The sequence below is a fragment of the Acetobacter tropicalis genome, from assembly GCF_030644465.1.
GTDB classification, from domain to species: Bacteria; Pseudomonadota; Alphaproteobacteria; order Acetobacterales; family Acetobacteraceae; genus Acetobacter; species Acetobacter tropicalis.
Window position 1 is genome coordinate 1,018,198 of record NZ_JAUYUW010000001.1, and the last position, 16,726, is coordinate 1,034,923.

The 16,726-nt window shown below is 57.7% G+C and carries 13 protein-coding genes and 1 pseudogene; 10 read left to right on the forward strand and 4 right to left on the reverse strand.

All coding sequences use genetic code 11. The features are described from left to right. The first annotated feature begins 80 nt into the window (after positions 1-80). The 4 genes from cobT to QWU00_RS04585 all read left to right on the forward strand — a co-directional run bounded on the left by cobT (position 81) and on the right by QWU00_RS04585 (position 3,110). Positions 81-1,079, forward strand: a complete 999-nt coding sequence (cobT, locus tag QWU00_RS04570) for a nicotinate-nucleotide--dimethylbenzimidazole phosphoribosyltransferase (RefSeq protein ID WP_392388277.1) — start codon at positions 81-83, stop codon at positions 1,077-1,079. Further along, a complete protein-coding gene (locus QWU00_RS04575) occupies positions 1,076-1,945 on the forward strand; it encodes an adenosylcobinamide-GDP ribazoletransferase (RefSeq protein WP_035379855.1) in 870 nt (289 codons plus the stop codon). The genes cobT and QWU00_RS04575 overlap by 4 nt, the downstream gene beginning before the upstream one ends. A gap of 181 nt (positions 1,946-2,126) precedes the next feature. After that, positions 2,127-2,354, forward strand: a complete 228-nt coding sequence (locus tag QWU00_RS04580; protein ID WP_035379935.1) for a CbtB domain-containing protein — start codon at positions 2,127-2,129, stop codon at positions 2,352-2,354. A 21-nt stretch (positions 2,355-2,375) separates the two neighbouring features. Next, on the forward strand, positions 2,376-3,110 hold the full coding sequence (locus QWU00_RS04585; RefSeq protein WP_035379933.1) for a CbtA family protein: 735 nt from the start codon (positions 2,376-2,378) through the stop codon (positions 3,108-3,110). 202 nt (positions 3,111-3,312) lie between these two features. On the opposite strand, the gene QWU00_RS04590 is transcribed toward QWU00_RS04585, so the two are convergent. After that, positions 3,313-3,936 (reverse strand): histidine phosphatase family protein, encoded by a 624-nt coding sequence (locus QWU00_RS04590; protein WP_052051204.1) that lies wholly within the window; start codon positions 3,934-3,936, stop codon positions 3,313-3,315. Further along, the gene (cobD, locus tag QWU00_RS04595; protein WP_222941948.1) at positions 3,933-5,147 is read right to left on the reverse strand and encodes a threonine-phosphate decarboxylase CobD; all 1,215 of its coding nucleotides are present in this window, start codon (positions 5,145-5,147) and stop codon (positions 3,933-3,935) included. The genes QWU00_RS04590 and cobD overlap by 4 nt, the downstream gene beginning before the upstream one ends. A gap of 192 nt (positions 5,148-5,339) precedes the next feature. Between cobD and cbiB the strand changes: the two genes are divergently transcribed. The 5 genes from cbiB (at position 5,340) to QWU00_RS04620 (ending at position 12,613) form a co-directional block, all read left to right on the forward strand. After that, positions 5,340-6,329, forward strand: coding sequence for an adenosylcobinamide-phosphate synthase CbiB (gene cbiB, locus QWU00_RS04600; RefSeq protein WP_035378456.1), 990 nt, complete (start codon positions 5,340-5,342; stop codon positions 6,327-6,329). After that, positions 6,326-6,982 (forward strand): 5,6-dimethylbenzimidazole synthase, encoded by a 657-nt coding sequence (bluB, locus tag QWU00_RS04605; protein WP_035378454.1) that lies wholly within the window; start codon positions 6,326-6,328, stop codon positions 6,980-6,982. Before cbiB ends, bluB begins: the two co-directional genes overlap by 4 nt. Before the next feature lie 721 nt (positions 6,983-7,703). Then, positions 7,704-9,512 (forward strand): hypothetical protein, encoded by a 1,809-nt coding sequence (locus QWU00_RS04610; RefSeq protein WP_035378524.1) that lies wholly within the window; start codon positions 7,704-7,706, stop codon positions 9,510-9,512. A 39-nt stretch (positions 9,513-9,551) separates the two neighbouring features. Continuing rightward, a complete protein-coding gene (locus tag QWU00_RS04615) occupies positions 9,552-11,243 on the forward strand; it encodes an alpha-keto acid decarboxylase family protein (RefSeq protein WP_006559524.1) in 1,692 nt (563 codons plus the stop codon). A 74-nt stretch (positions 11,244-11,317) separates the two neighbouring features. Further along, positions 11,318-12,613: an MFS transporter gene (locus tag QWU00_RS04620; RefSeq protein WP_045541697.1), complete on the forward strand. Its 1,296-nt coding sequence runs from the start codon at positions 11,318-11,320 to the stop codon at positions 12,611-12,613. 499 nt (positions 12,614-13,112) lie between these two features. On the opposite strand, the pseudogene QWU00_RS04625 reads toward QWU00_RS04620, so the two are convergent. Then, positions 13,113-14,177 (reverse strand): annotated as a pseudogene (locus QWU00_RS04625) (SDR family oxidoreductase). Between the two features lie 146 nt (positions 14,178-14,323). Between QWU00_RS04625 and QWU00_RS04630 the strand changes: the two are divergent. After that, positions 14,324-14,746, forward strand: coding sequence for a winged helix-turn-helix transcriptional regulator (locus tag QWU00_RS04630; protein WP_035378452.1), 423 nt, complete (start codon positions 14,324-14,326; stop codon positions 14,744-14,746). A 397-nt stretch (positions 14,747-15,143) separates the two neighbouring features. On the opposite strand, the gene QWU00_RS04635 is transcribed toward QWU00_RS04630, so the two are convergent. Then, entirely contained in the window at positions 15,144-16,595 is a 1,452-nt protein-coding gene (locus QWU00_RS04635; RefSeq protein ID WP_035378450.1) for a P-loop ATPase, Sll1717 family, read from the reverse strand. Positions 16,596-16,726 lie beyond the last annotated feature (131 nt).

Consider the following 16,726-nt stretch of genomic DNA (forward strand, 5'->3'; position numbering starts at 1 on the left):
CATGGGCGCGTATAACAGCACACAATAAGGCCATGCCACCACTTTCCACCCTCTCCCCCCCGCAAAGCCTGTTCTCCAGCATGTCGGACCTGCACGCCGCCTGCCAGCACTTGCCCACGCCGGATACTGCCTGCCAGCAGGCCATTGCCATGCGGGAAGCAACGCTGACCAAACCGGCCGGCAGCCTTGGCCAGCTTGAGGGCCTTACCGCATGGCTGGGCGGCTGGCAGCAGCGCAGAACGCCCCGGCTTGAAAATATTCTGGTGCTGGTGTTCGCGGGCAACCATGGCGTGGTGGCGCAAGGGGTCTCGCCATGGCCGCCGGAAGTGACAACGCAGATGGTGCATAACTTCCGCCAAGGTGGCGCGGCCATCAACCAGCTTGCACGGCAGGCACAGGCAGAACTGCGTGTTGTGCCGGTGCATGATCTGGCCCCCACGGCAGATTTCACCACCGGCCCCGCCATGACGGAGATGGATTTTCTGAAGGCCGTGCAGACCGGCTACAACGCTGTGCCCGAGGAATGTGATCTACTGTGCCTTGGCGAGATGGGCATTGGCAACACAACGGCGGCCGCAGCCCTTGCCGCAGCCCTGTTTGGTGGAGACGCCATGCTGTGGGCCGGGCGCGGCACGGGGCTGGATGATGCAGGCGTGCGGCACAAGGCCCGCGTGATTGAAACCGCGCTGACCCACAACGCCGCCCTGCTGGGTGACCCGCTTGAAACCGCCCGCGCACTGGGCGGGTATGAACTGGCAGCCCTGCTGGGGGCCACGCTGGCAGCCCGCCACAAAAACGTGCCGGTCATGCTGGATGGGTACGTCTGCACCGCCGCCGTGGCACCTCTGGCCCGGTTGGCCGAGCACGGCTTGGCCCATACATGGCTCTCCCATTGCTCGGCAGAGACAGGGCACGCCCGGCTGGCGCGGGCGGTAAGGCTGCGCCCGCTGCTTGATCTGGACCTGAGACTGGGCGAGGCCTCCGGTGCGGCGCTGGCGGTGCCCATTGTGCGGGCGGCGTTGGCCTGCCACACGGGCATGGCCACGTTCACGCAGGCGGCGGTCTCCGAGCGCGCATGACACGCACCGGCCCCTTTGCCGAGAGCCTGTTCAGCCGTATCCGGCTGGATCTGGCCTGCGGCATCGGGCTGCTGACACGCCTGCCCATCAACGGGTTGCTCAGCGCCCGCCAGCGCGCCCAAAGCGGACCATGGCCGCTGGCCCGTTCCCTGTGGTGCTGGCCACTGGTGGGGGGGGCCGTGGGCGCGTTCACCGGCAGCATGGCATGGGGGCTGGAAGCCATGCATGTGGCCGCCCTGCCCGCCGCTGGGCTGGCGCTGGCGGCACAAAGCGCCCTGACCGGCGCGTTTCATGAAGATGGTCTGGCCGACATGGCGGACAGCTACGGCACGCACGCACGGGAACGCAAACTGGAGATCATGCGGGACAGCCGCATTGGCAGTTATGGCGTTCTGGCCCTGTGCCTGAACCTGTTGGTGCGTGCCGGAGCCATGGCGGCCTTACCCGCCCCGGCCCTTGTTGGCGGGCTGGCGCTTGCCGGTTTGCTCAGCCGGGCCACACTGCTCTGGCTGCCGCGTTTACTCCCGCCTGCCCGGCCAGATGGGCTGGCGCGATCCCTCTCGCCGCTGCCCCGTGGTGCTTTTGCAGTAGCACAGAGTTTTGCTCTTTTGCTCGCAGCCCTGCTGATGACCGGCCTGATAAACAGCGCCTCACAGCAGCCGGTGCTGCCGGAAAACCAGCCTCTTTTCTGGCGATTGGCACCAGCGCTGGGTCTTGTCATCAGCGCGGCGGGGCTCTCTGGTTGGCTGGTTGCGCGTTCCGCCCGCAAGCATCTGGCAGGCTATACGGGTGATGTGCTGGGGGCGGCCGCCACTGTGGCAGACTGTCTGGTTCTGGCTGCCCTGACTATCCTATTCCACAATTGACACTCCCCTCCGCGCCGTTCACCATAGGGCATTGGTTTTGGGGAAGCCGGTGAGACTCCGGCACGGTCGCGCCACTGTAACCCGTTTGGTCAGCCTCAAGCTGATCAGGCTGGAAGTCAGACCTCCGAAACAGTCTGTTTTCCACCGCGGAACGCGTTTTTACCAGCGGAGCCTGATTCTTATGCCTCACCCCACTCCTCATACCCGTGCACGCGCAATTGCCCTTCCGGCTCCGGTTGCCATTCCGGTTCAGGCCCTGCTGCCATGGGCCGTGTTCGGGCTGGTTCTGTCTGTTGTGCTGCTGTATTTTGTTGGGGCGGAACAGGGTGCCATCTCCCTGATCTCCGGGCAGGAAGTGCATGAATTTGTGCATGATGGGCGGCATCTGCTCGGCTTTCCCTGCCACTAAGCCGCATTTTTTCCATTCATGATCGCTGGACGATTACTGGGCCGTGGCATGCTGGCTGGCTGCGCGGCCGCAGCGCTTGCCTTTCTGTTCGCCCGCATTTTTGGCGAGCCACAGGTTGCCCTCGCCATTGCGTTTGAAGCCTCCCGCCACGCGGCGGAAGCCACCCATCATGCTGCGGAGCCGGAATTGGTCAGCCGCACGGTGCAGGCCAGCTACGGGCTGCTGACGGCTGTTGTACTGTATGGCACCGGCTTTGGCGGTCTGTTTGCGCTGGTGTTTGCCTATGCCTACGGGCGGCTGAATCTGTGGTCTCCTCGCGCGCTGGCGCTGCTGCTGGCCGGGGCCGGATTCCTGACCGTGGTGCTGGTGCCAGACCTGAAATACCCGCCCAATCCGCCCGCCGTAGGGATGCACGCCACGCTGGCGTTCCGCACCGCCACCTACTTTGCCATGATCGGCCTTTCCATTTCCGTGGCCGCTATTGCCACGCTGATTGGCCAGAAAATCACGCAGACGCGCGGCGCATGGACCGGCACCCTCTGCGGAGCAGGGCTGTTTATCGCGCTGATTGCACTGGTGCAGTTTGGCCTGCCCGATGTGAATGAAGTGCCCGATGGCTTTCCTGCTGTTGTGCTCTGGCGCTTTCGGGAAGCCTCCATTGGCATGCAGCTTGTGCTGTGGGGCACCATGGGCCTGCTGTTTGGCGCACTGGCCACCCCCGTCCTGGAAAATCGCACCGCCCCGTCCCGCCGATAATTTTTTATTCGGCTCAGGGCTCAGGGCTCAGGGCTCAGGGCTCAGGGCTCAGGGCTCAGGGCTCAGGGCTCAGGGCTCAGGGCTCAGGGCTCAGGGCTCAGGGCTCAGGGCTCAGGGCTCAGGGCTCAGGGCTCAGGGCTCAGGGCTCAGCTTCCTGAAAAATCCTTGGGATGCAAGATGACTTTCTCATCTATCCCCCGGTTCAGTTTTCTCCACCAAGCGGTGCGCCCATCATTCTTAATCGCCAGTCTCCGCCTTGCCGGGTGAACAGGCTGAGGGTGCCGGGGGCGCAATCCAGCTTTTGTGTCAGGGCACTGTCACCGCCCAGAACATGCACAGCCATGGCCCGCACCACGGCGGGGCGCGCCAGAAACAGGGCTGTGCCGTGCAGATCTGCCCCCTCCGCCCACGCGCCAATGCGGGCCTGAAACTGGCGCGCACTTTCACCCCCCGGCGGTGCGAAATCAGTATCTTGCAGAAGTGCAGCCAGTTTTTCCGCAGCAATATCCCGTAGGGCCTGCCCGTGCCATGCGCCATAGGCGCGATCGCACAAGGCTGGCACACACTGCACCGCCAGAAGCACACCCTCTGGCGAGACAAGACCCGGCACCTCAACATCGTCCGCCGCCAGCACGACCGATGGCCGCACGTCTCCCCCGCCCCATTGCGTCAGAGAAGACACAAGGCTGGGGCCGTGACGGAAAAACCCACGCTCATCCCGCGCCGGAAGGCTGCCCTGCCGCACCGCCTGCGGCAGATGCGCTGCCACGCCATAAAGCCGGAGCGGCTTGGAAGACCGTGCTGATACGGGTGCACTGGCCGTCATTTCTGCTGGTCACGCCAGGCACGCAGAGCGTCTTCCAATCGTTGCCAGGCATCATCTGTGCCCGGCAGCCCAATGCGCAGGCGGCCCGGTTGATCGGGGAAGATGCGGGTAACAACGCCGTGCTGGCATAAATGCCGCCACAAGGCCGGTGCCTGCGGAAGTGTGACCAGCGTGAACAGACTGGCCTGCCCGAAACACGGCAACCCGGCCTGCCGCAACAGTGTGGTCAGGCGGGCATGGGCGCGCTCCGCCTGCTGGCGGGCGTGGTTCAACCATGCCGTATCACGCAACGCCTGCCGCCCGGCCGCCAGCCCCACGCAGCCCACCGGCCAACTGCCCAGCACGGCCCGCGCCTGCGCCGCCAAAACCGGCTCCGCCAACAGAAAGCCCAGCCGCACACCGGGTAGCCCATACGTCTTGCCAAAGGAGCGCAATACCACCAGCGCGGGGTGCGGCAGCAAGGGGGCAACTGTCTGGGTGCCAAAATCAGCAAAGGCTTCATCCACCACCAGCAGACTGCCATGCTGCCCGCACTGGTCCGCCAGCAGCCGCAATTGCGCCGCAGGTATCTCCCGCCCATCCGGATTATTGGGGTTGCACACCACGCACACCGTACCGGGCTGGATTGCGGCTTCATGCAGATGCTCCGGCGCATCCACCTGCGTCACCGCTATACCCTGCCCCTGCCACGCCAGCCGGTGGCCGGAATAGGTTGGCCCCAGCAGACACACACGCTGCGCTGGCAGCACAAACGGCAGCAAGGCTATCAGATTCTGGCTACCAGCACCGCTCACCACCATCGCGGCATCCACCACACCATAGGCCTGTGCGGCGGCGGCGCGCAGATCGGCTTCCTCATCCTCTTCGGGCAGGCGGGTGAAAGCAGCGGCTTCCGGCACCGCAAGCGGATAGGCAAACGGGCTGATACCGGTTGAAAGATCAAAAAAAGGCCGGGGCGCGGTGGGAAAATGCTGCATCACCGCCCGCACCTGCCCCCCATGGGCGGGGATATCGGGCAGTCCATCGCTCTGCGGGGCTGCCGCATAATCCGGAAGACCGTCTCGCGCTGCTGAACCTGTTGAACTGACCGCACCTTCTGGGTCTGTCTGCGGCATACCGTCACCCTTTGCGCCTGCCTGCGGAAGAACGGTAGCCCCTACCATGCCAGACACAGCGGAACCAACACAGGGGCACTCCGTTGGCAGGAGCATCGGGGCTGCCGCACAAAGCCCGATGGAGCGAATACTGCTGGCAAGGCGGGTGTGCCAGGCTGTAGCAATGCGGCATATGTGTTACCACCTTCTTGCGCCATGGGCTGGCCGCGTGTGCGTCCGCTCTCCCGTTCTGGCGGCTGGTATGAGTGTTCCTGCTCGTCCGGCCTGAGTTGTGAGCCTCCTGCCCGCATGCTGTTCTTTCCTCTCGTCACCACTCTGCCTGTGGCCGCACTGGCCGCCATACTGGAAAGCCTGTGGGGCTACCCGGCCGTTCTGCTGGAGGCCATCGGGCATCCTGTCATGTGGATTGGCACGTTGATAGACAGGCTGGACACGGCCCTCAACCTGCCTGAATACTCCGAGCGCAAACGCCGCTGGATGGGGATACTGGCGCTGGTGGTGATCGTGCTGGTGCCGCTTACTGTTGTCAGCCTTGTGCTTCAGATCGGGTATGCGGTGTTGCCTCCCCCTGTCATGATTGTAGTGCAGGGTGTTCTGACCACAGCGCTGGTGGCGCAGAAATCTCTCTGGACACATGTGCGGGCCGTTGGCACAGCCCTGCGGCGTGAAGGGCTGGCGGCAGGACGGCAGGCTGTGGCGCAGATTGTGGGGCGGGACACCCGCGTGCTGGATGAAGCTGGCGTGGTGCGGGCCGCACTGGAAAGTCTGGCCGAAAATTTTTCAGATGGTGTGGTGGCGCCGCTGGTATGGGCCGCGCTGTTCGGGCTGCCGGGGGCGGTTTTCTATAAAGCCGTCAACACGGCGGACAGCATGATCGGCCACCTTACCCCACGCCATGCCGCCTTTGGCATGGCCGCCGCCACGGTGGATGACATGATCAACCTGCCTGCCTCCCGCCTTGCGGCCCTGTGCCTGATCTGGGCCGCCCCGGCGGAACGGCGCGCGCAGGCCAGAGCCGCCGTACGGCGGGATGCACCGGGCCACCGCTCCCCCAACGCAGGCTGGCCGGAAGCCGCCATGGCCGGTGCGCTCGGCCTGCGGCTGGCAGGGCCGCGCCAATATGGTGGCACACGGGTGGATGATGTGTGGATGGGCGATGGCACCCCCAACGCCACGGTGGATGATCTGGACCGCGGGCTGGTGCTTTACAGACGGGCGTGTGCCCTGCTGAGCGTGCTCTTGCTGGCAGCCGCCGTACTCTCCATGATTGCGCTATGACCACACACGCTTCTGAGACACCATCCCTGTTCCCCCCCCTGTTCCGCACCCAGCTTGATCAGCTTTTTACATGGCGGCGGGACGTGCGCCATTTCCGCACAGACCCGGTTCCTGACGCCGTGCTGGACCACCTGCTGCACACCGCCTGCCTTTCTCCCTCCGTCGGCCTTAGCGAGCCATGGCGTTTTGTGCGCGTGGAACACGCAGACCGCCGCGCCGCCATCCGCGCGAATTTTGCCCGGTGCAATACACAGGCCCTTTCCGGCCACGGCGGGGAAGATGCCCAGCGTTACGCTACCCTCAAGCTGGCGGGGCTGGATGATGCACCGCACCAGATTGCCGTGTTCTGTGATACCGCCCCGGAACAGGGGCGCGGGCTGGGCCGGGGCACCATGCCGGAAACCACGGTGTGGTCTGCCGTCATGGCCATTCATACGTTCTGGCTGGCCGCCACGGCACAGGGCGTTGGGGTGGGGTGGGTTTCCATCCTGAACCCGCAGGAGGCCGCAAGCACCCTGTGCGTCAACCCCAACTGGCAGTTTCTGGCCTATCTGTGTGTGGGCTATCCGCAGGAACAGGCGGATACGCCAGAACTGGAGCGCAAAGGCTGGGAACAGCGCAACCCCGCCCGCAGACAATGGATCATGCGGTAAACAACGGGCTTAGCCTGCAAGAAGACATTTGAAAATCTCTTGCCCGGATGAAGAGATTTTCGCCTTTTTCCCGCATTCTATGAGAGTATTCCGTAGCGCCATGGTGGGCGATTGAAGGATCGCTCAGGTCCATCTGTCGCACTTTTTTCTGTGCGACGCTGCGCGCCTTTCTGGGGGGATGGGTGCCATGGGTGTACACCCAAAGGTGGAGCATCCTGCCTTCCGGTTCGCCGTGTCTGGCCGCTCACCGTCCCAGCCAGCCTTCGCGTGGTGGCTTTTTGCGCACCCTTTCCGTTCAGGTTTTTGAGGGTACGGTCTGCCCTTCCCCATTTTCTGACAGATGTGTCATTTTTTTTCTGTCAAAACCGGAACGTATGGGGTAACATTACAAAAAGTGAAGGGAAACGTGCTTGCCACGGTGTGTTGCCACAAACGCAACCGCATTTCCTTCTTAAATAAAACTTTAATATCTGTTGTGTGGGCAATATTTTTTAGAAAAACCGATAGATAGGGGCTAGATGTCTTTTTTGTTATAATTACTGTTTTGTAATCATTGATTCAGATCAATGTCTCTGCCCGCCAAACACCGTCAGACAGACCTCACTCTCTTTTGCAAGAGTACATTCCCGAAGGACCAGGCGTGACCTCTGCCGTTTCACAAAACAGGACTAGCAAGAAAAAGCTGGAAACCCGGTTGCTGATTGGCACTGCCATTTTCTGCATGTTTAACAAACCCGTTCTGGGCTGGGCGGATGATGCACAGGAACTGGCGGCTATCAAGGCACAAATGCGCAAGCTGGCCGCACAGGTGGAGGCCATAGAACAGCGTCAGGCCCACAAACAGGGACTCCCCAAGTCAACACGCACCGCCTCCACCCGCGCAGGGCGCGTGGGTTCCACCAACACCATCACCGCAAGCAATGGCGGGTTCACGGCTCAACCGCAGGGCCTTTCCTCCGGGCCGGTTGATCCGTCCATCCGGTTTTCGCCAGATATGGCGCCCCCGCGCACGGCAACAGCCGGGCTTCCGTTCAAATCCCAGACCGCAGGCGGTGGCCCGCTGGGGTTTCAATGGATGCCTGAAGCGGATGATCCGCAAAAAACACGCTCCAATATTGATCTTTCTTCATCAAGCCCGCAGGCCATTACCCAGACGGCGGTGGATACGCTGCCGCCCATTTTCAGCATTGGCGGCATTTCCGTGCGCCTTGGTGGGTTTGTTGAACTCTCCAACATCTGGCGCAGTTCCAACATGAGCAGCGGCCCCGCCACGGCATGGGGCAATTTTCCGTACGCAAACAGCCCCAACCATGGGCTGGATGAAGAACGGCTTTCGGCACAGCTTAGCCGTATGTCCGTGCTGATGGAGGCCAATCCTTCCAAATCCGTGCGGCTTCAGGCTTATGTGGAAAGTGACTTCGCAGGTGCTGCGGGCACCAGTAACAGCGTGCAGATCAGCGGGTACACCCCCCGCCTGCGGCAGGGCTACTTCACCTTTACGGAAAAAGACTGGGGCTTTCATCTGCTGATGGGGCAGGCCTGGAGCCTTGCCACCAACTACGCCAAGGGCATTCTGCCCCGGCAGGAACAGCTTCCCGCCGTAACGGACAACAACCAGATTCCGGGTATCAGCTTTACCCGTGTGCCGCAGATCCGCATTGGCAAGGACTGGAACCAGAAATACTGGCTGGGCCTTTCCATTGAAGACCCGCAGGCAACTGTCGGGTTTTCCTCCTCCTTCGCGTCAGGCGATACACTGCCCGCCGCTTATGGGCAGGCCCATGGCGCGCGGGTGTATTATTCCAATCCGGGTGGTGTTCTACTCAATTCCGCCACGCAATATACCGACAACCCGGTGCCTGACATTATTGTGAAAGGGGCAGCGGATACCTCCTTCGGGCATTATGAAGTGTTCGGGCTGGCGCGCTGGTTCCGGTCTCTTTCTGTGGCGCCCGGTGCCTCCACCACCAAGAAACACACCACTTTTGGCGGCGGTGTTGGCGCGGGCATGACCATGCCGCTGGGCACCAAAAAACTGCAACTGGCAGGCAATGTTCTGGCCGGGGATGGCATTGGCCGCTATGGGCCAAGCCTGCTGCCAGACACCACCTTCAATGGCCGCGGCCAGCTTTCCCCCGTGCCGGAAATGATGGGATCTCTGGGGTTGATCGGGCATCCCACCTCCTCCGTGCTGCTCTATACCTATGGCGGTGTGGAAACGGCAGGACGCAAGCGGTACATGGGGGCTGATGGCCACCAGTACGGCTATGGCGTGACAGATCTGGATCTGGGTGGGTGCGATATTGAATTTGGCACCTGTAACGCCCAGACGCGCACCCTCGCCTCCCTGACGGCAGGGGGATGGTGGCACTTCATGCAGGGCCACTACGGCAGTGTAATGGCTGGCCTGCAATATACCTATATTCGGAAATTTGCCTTCCGGGGCAATGATGGTGCCGGAAACAGTGTTTACCCCACAACAGAGGGCAACACGGTTTACGTTACCTTCCGGTATCTTCCGTTCCAGTAAGTGGGATCTCACGATCATCCACCAAGGAGAAAGAAAAACATGTCTTATACTGTAGGCACCTATCTTGCCGAACGTCTCTCACAGATCGGGCTCAAGCACCACTTTGCCGTAGCGGGTGATTACAACCTTGTGCTGCTTGACCAGCTTCTGATGAACAAGGATTGTGAACAGGTTTACTGCTGTAACGAACTGAACTGCGGTTTCTCCGCAGAAGGCTACGCCCGTGCAAACGGCGCAGGTGCCGCAGTTGTCACCTTCAACGTTGGCGCGTTTTCCGCACTGAACGCCATTGGTGGCGCAAATGCTGAAAACCTGCCGGTTATTCTGATTTCTGGCGCACCGAACTCGAACGATCACGGCAGCGGCCACATTCTGCACCACACCATTGGCGTGCCGCATTATGGCTACCAGTTGGAAATTGCAGAAAAGCTGACCTGTGCTGCTGTTTCCATCACATCAGCCGAAGATGCGCCGGAAAAGATCGACCATGCCATCCGCACCGCGCTGCGTGAAAAGAAACCGGCTTACATTGAAATTGCGTGCAACATTTCCGCACAGCCCTGCGCCGCACCCGGCCCAATCAGCGCCGTGCTGGATGAGCGTCCGTCCAACAAGGACACACTGGATGCCGCCGTGGCAGCCGTGGCAGCCTTCATTGAAAAGCATGAAAAACCCGCCATCCTGATCGGCAGCCGCCTGCGCGCCGCCGGTGCGGAAGAAGCCGCCATCAAACTGGCGGATGCTCTGGGGTGCGTTGTGGCCACCATGGCCGCGGCCAAAAGCTTCTTCCCTGAAGATCACCCTGGTTATGTGGGCACCTACTGGGGCAGCGCCTCCACCCCCGGCGTGAATGAAATCTTCAACTGGACAGACAGCATTATCGCTCTGGCCCCCATCTTTAATGATTACTCCACAGAAGGCTGGACCGCATGGCCCAAAGGCCCGAACGTGGCGGTGCTGGACAAGAACATTACCAAACTGCACGGCTATTCCTTTGACAACATCCACCTGAAGGAACTGCTGGAAGCGCTGGCCGAGCACTTCAAGAACAAGCCGAAGAAAGACTCCACGCTGGTTCAGTACAAGCGTGTTCACAACGGCACCATTACGGAAACCGTTGGCAGCGGCGATGACAAACTGACCCGCGCTGATATCCAGCACGCCCTGCAGGGTATTGTCACGCCTGACACCACCATTGTTGGTGAAACCGGGGATTCCTGGTTCAACGTGGTGCGCACCAAACTGCCGCGCGGTGCCCGTGTGGAATTTGAAATGCAGTGGGGGCACATTGGCTGGTCCGTTCCCGCAGCGTTTGGTTACGCCGTAGGTGCACCGGAACGCCGCACCATTCTGATGGTGGGTGATGGCTCCTTCCAGCTGACCGCGCAGGAAGTGGCACAGATGATCCGCCGCAAGCTGCCGGTGATCATCTTCCTGATCAACAATGCCGGGTACACCATTGAAGTTGAAATTCATGATGGCCCGTACAACAACATCAAGAACTGGGACTACGCTGGCATTATCAGCGCGTTCAATGCGGAAGATGGCAAAGGCAAGGGTCTGCGCGCCACCACGGCGGGTGAACTGGCTGATGCCGTAAAAGTGGCGCTGGACAACAAGGAAGGCCCCACCCTGATTGAATGCGTGATCCCGCGTGATGACTGCACGCCGGAGCTGATTTCCTGGGGCCGCCACGTGGCCGCAGCAAACGGCCGTCCGCCTGCAAAATAACTTAACCGGCTGTGCCCATGCTCCCGCCACTGGCGGAGCATGGGGGCATCCCCGCTGAGATACCGGAATTTTTCATGTCGGCTTCCAAAACGCCCAACACCACGCCGTTGCCGAACAGTGCACAGGCTGGCCAGCCGCAAAAAATACAGCCGCTTTATGTGCTGGCGTGGTTTTTGTGTGCGTTATTCTACTTCTATCAATACGCCATCCGCTCTGCCCCCGGCATTATGCAGGATGAGCTGACACAGGCCTGGGGCAACAGCCATCTGGGGCTGATGATTGCCTCCTATTACATTGTGTACGCACTGGCCGCGCTGGCCGTGGGTGTGCTGCTTGACCGTTATGGCGCGCACGCCACCATGCCGATTGGAATTGCCATTACCAGTGTTGGCTGCCTTATCTTTGCGCAGGGTAGTGTGGCCGCAGGCATTGGTGGCTATGTCATTCAGGCGCTGGGGGCCATCTGCGCGTTTGTTGGGTCATCCTACGTGGCGGCGCGTTATCTGCCTGCCCGCACGCTGGCCCTGTTTGTGGGGCTTACGCAGTGCCTTGGCATGGCCGGCGCAGCTTTCGGGTCCAAACCCACCCGTATTCTGATTGACCCCAACGGCTCCTTTCATATTCCATGGCAGACAGTCTGGCTGGGCTTTGGCGTGATTGGCGTGTGTCTGGCCATTGCCACATGGTTTGTCATGCCGCGCGATTCAGGTGATAGCGCCGCCCACCACGGCCATCTTTCCGCTGCCAACCTGTTCAAGCCGTTCCGCATCATCTTCAGCAACCCGCAAAGCTGGTTTGCCGGGATTATTGGCGGCCTGCTGTTTGTGCCCACCACCATTGGCGCACTGGGCTGGGGCGCTTCCATGCTCAACAAAGGTGAGCATGTAACCATGGCTTTTGCCGCATCTGATGTGTCCATGGTGCCCATTGGCTGGGTGATTGGCTGCCCGCTGCTTGGCTGGATTTCTGACAAGATCGGCCTGCGCAAGCCGGTGCTGATTGGGGGCGCTGTGGTGCTGCTGGCGGCCTCCCTCTGCGCGCTGTATGTGCCGGTTGGTGTTCTGCCTCGCTATTCCGTGGCGCTGGTCATGGGCATTGCCTCCGGGGCCGCTATGATCCCGTTCTCCTCCATGAAGGAAGTGAACCCGCCGGAAGTCAAAGGCACGGCTGCGGGCGTCATGAACTTTCTGGTGTTCGGCACAACAGGCGTTATGTCTCCGCTGGTGTCCGCCCTGATGTCTGGCGGCGATACGGACAGCATGGCCCTGTTCCACCGTGCCTTCCTGCCGCTGGTGGTCGGGATTGTGATTGCTATTCTGCTCTCCTTCCGCCTGCAGGAAACCGGCTGGAAAGTGCAGAAACAAGGCTAACGTTCTTTTTCTAAAGCCCACTTCAAAAACGGGCACCTTTCTACAGGCACGGACCATCCGGGGTAGCCCTCCGCCCCGATGGTTCCGTGCCTGTTTTTGTTTGTGAGGCCGCCCTCTGCTTTCTCATCCTTTTGAAGCCGCCAGCCCCAGCCCGGACAAACTGGCCCCCGCGCAAAAGCATGGGGCCTGAGCCGAAAGCGGACGACAGGCACAGCCCGCCATCACACCGTTAGCAGTCGGGCCTCGCGCGCCATTGGGCCTCAGCGGAATGGCATTTTGGCAGACAGGGAGACTGGGAGACAGGGAAGCAGTCCTTTCAACAGGACAGACCTGATGCTCTCCGCCCTGCCGGCACAGAGTGCCTCCCTCTCCGCCAGTGCCTTATATCAGCGTGCGTTTGCTGAAATTTATCGTCGCTTTTCAGCTTCACATCAGAATGTGCCCACTTCGTCTCGGGCCAGCAATACAACACGTGTTCAGGCGGGCACAGGTTGGCGTCTTACGGAATGAAGCGTTCAGCCCGCAGGCGTTCAAACACATCAAAGAAAGACGCAGAGGTGGCCTGATAACGGGTGAAACCGGCCAGGCGGCTTTTGGTCATATCCGTCACACATTCCACAGGGCGGCCCAGATCGGCATCCGTGTGCCAGGCAGAGGCAAGACGGGCCAGATCAGGCTCGCGCAGCGTGTATCTGGCGCTGATCTCCGCCCAGGTTGCGGCCTCGCCAGCCATGCGGGGTTCAAGCGGCGTTGTTTCCGTGGGCATGGGGGCGGCTTCGATGCCGAACCATGCCGCAATCTGGGGCCAGAGCCATTTCCAGCGGAACACATCCCCGTTGACCACATTGAAAGCCTCATTCCGTCCGGCGGCGGATGTTGCGGCCCACAGCAGATGCGCAGAAAGCTGGCGCGCATCCGTTACATCGGTCAGACCATGCCACTACTGCACGGCAGAACCGGGAAACACGAACGGGCAGCCTGTCTCCCGGCAGAGCGTGGCATACACGGCAAGCGTGCTGGCCATGTTCATTACATTGCCAATGGCGTAGCCAATCACGGTATGGGGGCGATGCACGCTCCATGTAAAACCGTGTTTTTCTGCGGCCTGATACAGTTCATCTTCCTGCGTGTAATAGAAATTTTCCACATCCAGCCGGGGCATGGATTCACGGAAAGGCGTTTCTGGTGCTGCCCCTTTGGCATAGGCTTCAAACGGGCCAAGGTAGTGTTTAAGGCCGGTTACAAGGGCGGCATGGGCAATGTCCGCTGGTGCTGGCAGGGCCTCAAACACGTTGCGCACCATGGCCGCGTTGGCAATGCAGTTTTCACGCTCCGTGGCGCGGCGTGTCCATGTGCAGAAAAACACGTGGGTTGGGCGAACCTCCGCCAGAGCGGTGCGCAGGGCCTCCACGTTCAGCAGATCAGCCGCCACGGGCAGACTGCCGCCGTCCTGCCGTGGGGTGCGGGCCAGACCATGAACCACCCATCCTTCCGCCAGCAGACGGTTGGTCAGCGCCTGCCCGATGATACCGGTTGAACCGACCACAAGAGCACGATGTGCCATATTGGTTTTTCCCTATTGCAACACTCAGAATACCCGCGCCAGCCAATGCTTGCACGCCGGGCCTGAACAGAGAATGGCGGCTTGCCTCTGATCTCACAATACGGCACTCTTTTGTGCCCCGGATACCAAAAGGTTCCCATACCGCCATGCCTGAACTTCCCGCCGCCTACCGCACCGCCCCGTTTGACGAGCACTGCGCCCCGCGCCGCCTGTTGCGGCTGTTCAACGGCAAATGGACCACCATGGTGTTGCATACACTGCATCTGCTGGGTGGCTCCTCCCGCCCCGGCCACCTGCTACGCAGTATCCCCGATCTTTCCAAAAAGATGATGACGCAAACCCTGCGCGAGCTTGAACAGGCGGGCCTCATAGCCCGCACGGTGCAGCAGATCATGCCGCCCGTTGTGGAATACAGCCTGACAGAAATGGGCCAGAAATTCATTGAACCCATCGAAATGCTTTACCACTGGGGCATAGAACACGCTGACCTTCTGGACCGCGTGACCGCAGCCCAACATACCGCAAAAGCCGCTATGAAAAATCAGCTGGAAAAAACTCTCCAGCCATAAACGTCCCATCAAATTGAGGCACAGAAAATTCGCGTCAGAACATCCAGTGACGTAACCTTAGTGCCGACCATAAAACACTCATGGTAGTAATACAGTTGTATTTTAAGGCATTAGAGGGCTTACATTAGCAGATCGTTCGGACAACGCTTTACGTGCTGCCAATTCTCAATTTTACATTTATAGGCGCCAAAGTAAGTTCATGACGTTCCTTACCCACGCTCTCTACCTTCTAAGCATCAAACAAATGATGACGCATGTAGAGTTGGGAAACCATCATCCACAAGCGCCTTAATACATGTATATATCCGCGAGAGATAAAATATTAAAACCTATTAATCAAATAAATATTACAAAAATTCTGAAGTAAATACTTTGTCTATATACTGAAAATAGAAATTTAACTAAACAATGAAGAATTTGTTGGTGTTTCTGCTTGTCGTATACGCTGAACGGTATCTAATGCGCTACGAAAACAAGGATGAACTTGTATGTCATCAAATGTTGGGTTACGTGCTCCTGCTTCATAACTATAATAGGTTTTACTTCCTCCCGCGCCCCCCAAAATAAAATCACCAATAATTCCAACATCGTAAAATATTTTAAGTAAAGCTCTTACATTTTTTGTTTTTACAATATTTTTATACCAATCTTCATCTATAGATACATTTTCAAAGATATTTTCAAACATTTCCTCTATTTCGTTATATTTTAAATGGTATTTTTTCCGCCTTAATTTCGAAGACCAGTAATCAGTTATTTTTCTTAAATCTGGATACTGATTGGAAAATTCTGCACATACATCTTCTAATTTCATTGATGAATATTCTGATTCTGCAGATTTCATCACTTCTGGATCCGGTTGATCGCCCGTCATCATTTCCGTATAAATTCTGGCAAACTGTATAAGCTCTCGTGGCCTAGAAAGAGTTCGTTCAACCAACCAATTATTGCAATTTGATGTTCCTACAGTTGATGGAAATATCTTATAAAACAAATCCTCTCCATTATCGAATTTTATCCCAGCTCCAATATAGTTAAAATCAATTCTCTTTCTTAAAACATCAATGAGTTTTTCCTTTTCCCATCTTATTCTTTCAATATTCCTGTACTTATCTGCATGCTGTATTTTACTCATTAAAATTGAGTATATATCATCTCTCAGAAAAACAATCGGAAAAATATGATCAATCCTTATTGCCGAGGCTGCAGACAGTAACCCTTTGAGAACCTCATTTGATATTTCTGAATTATTCCAACCTAAATCTAAGTCGTCAACTAAGACTATTATATCTACTTTATGCTCATTTTCTAAAATACACTGGTTTATCACTTCTCTCAAAACAACTATATTACTAGAATCTATTATTTCTTTTTCCATCGTTAGGCCAAACTCACCCAGACTACCAGCCTTCAATTTTAAAGACGTACTCAAGTCAGTTACATGATCTATTAACGTTTTGTTTGTAATATTATTCTGTCTTGTAAATTTATGAACTTTCCCACCAAAATTTCTTGCCAAATTAAATATAATCTCTGTATATATCTTCCTAATCCACACATATTGGAAAAATATTTCTTTCCCAAAAAGATTTACTGTAGATTGGTCGTTTACAATATTTGCAATATAATGTTGATCAGGTGTTATTTTTACAGTTATAGATCTCTTCGTTTTAAATATTTCCTCTAATTTCCTTAGCAGAGCACTTTTCCCAGCTCCTTTTCTTCCAACGACAATATCTTTCCGTTTTTCAGAAAGCCTTTTAAGTTCTGGCGAATCTACAAAATAATCAAGTAAATTAAGATCTTTTTCTGCGCTCTCATTTCCCCAATTAATATCAGATATTTGCATAATAAATCCTATTTAACTCACACTGAATCGAGAACAATTGAAGGAAAATAAAAAACTGCAGACTGCTTGAGTATGTTTATATTTGAATATTTAATATCGAATAAAATTATAAATCAACCATTTTTTAGACA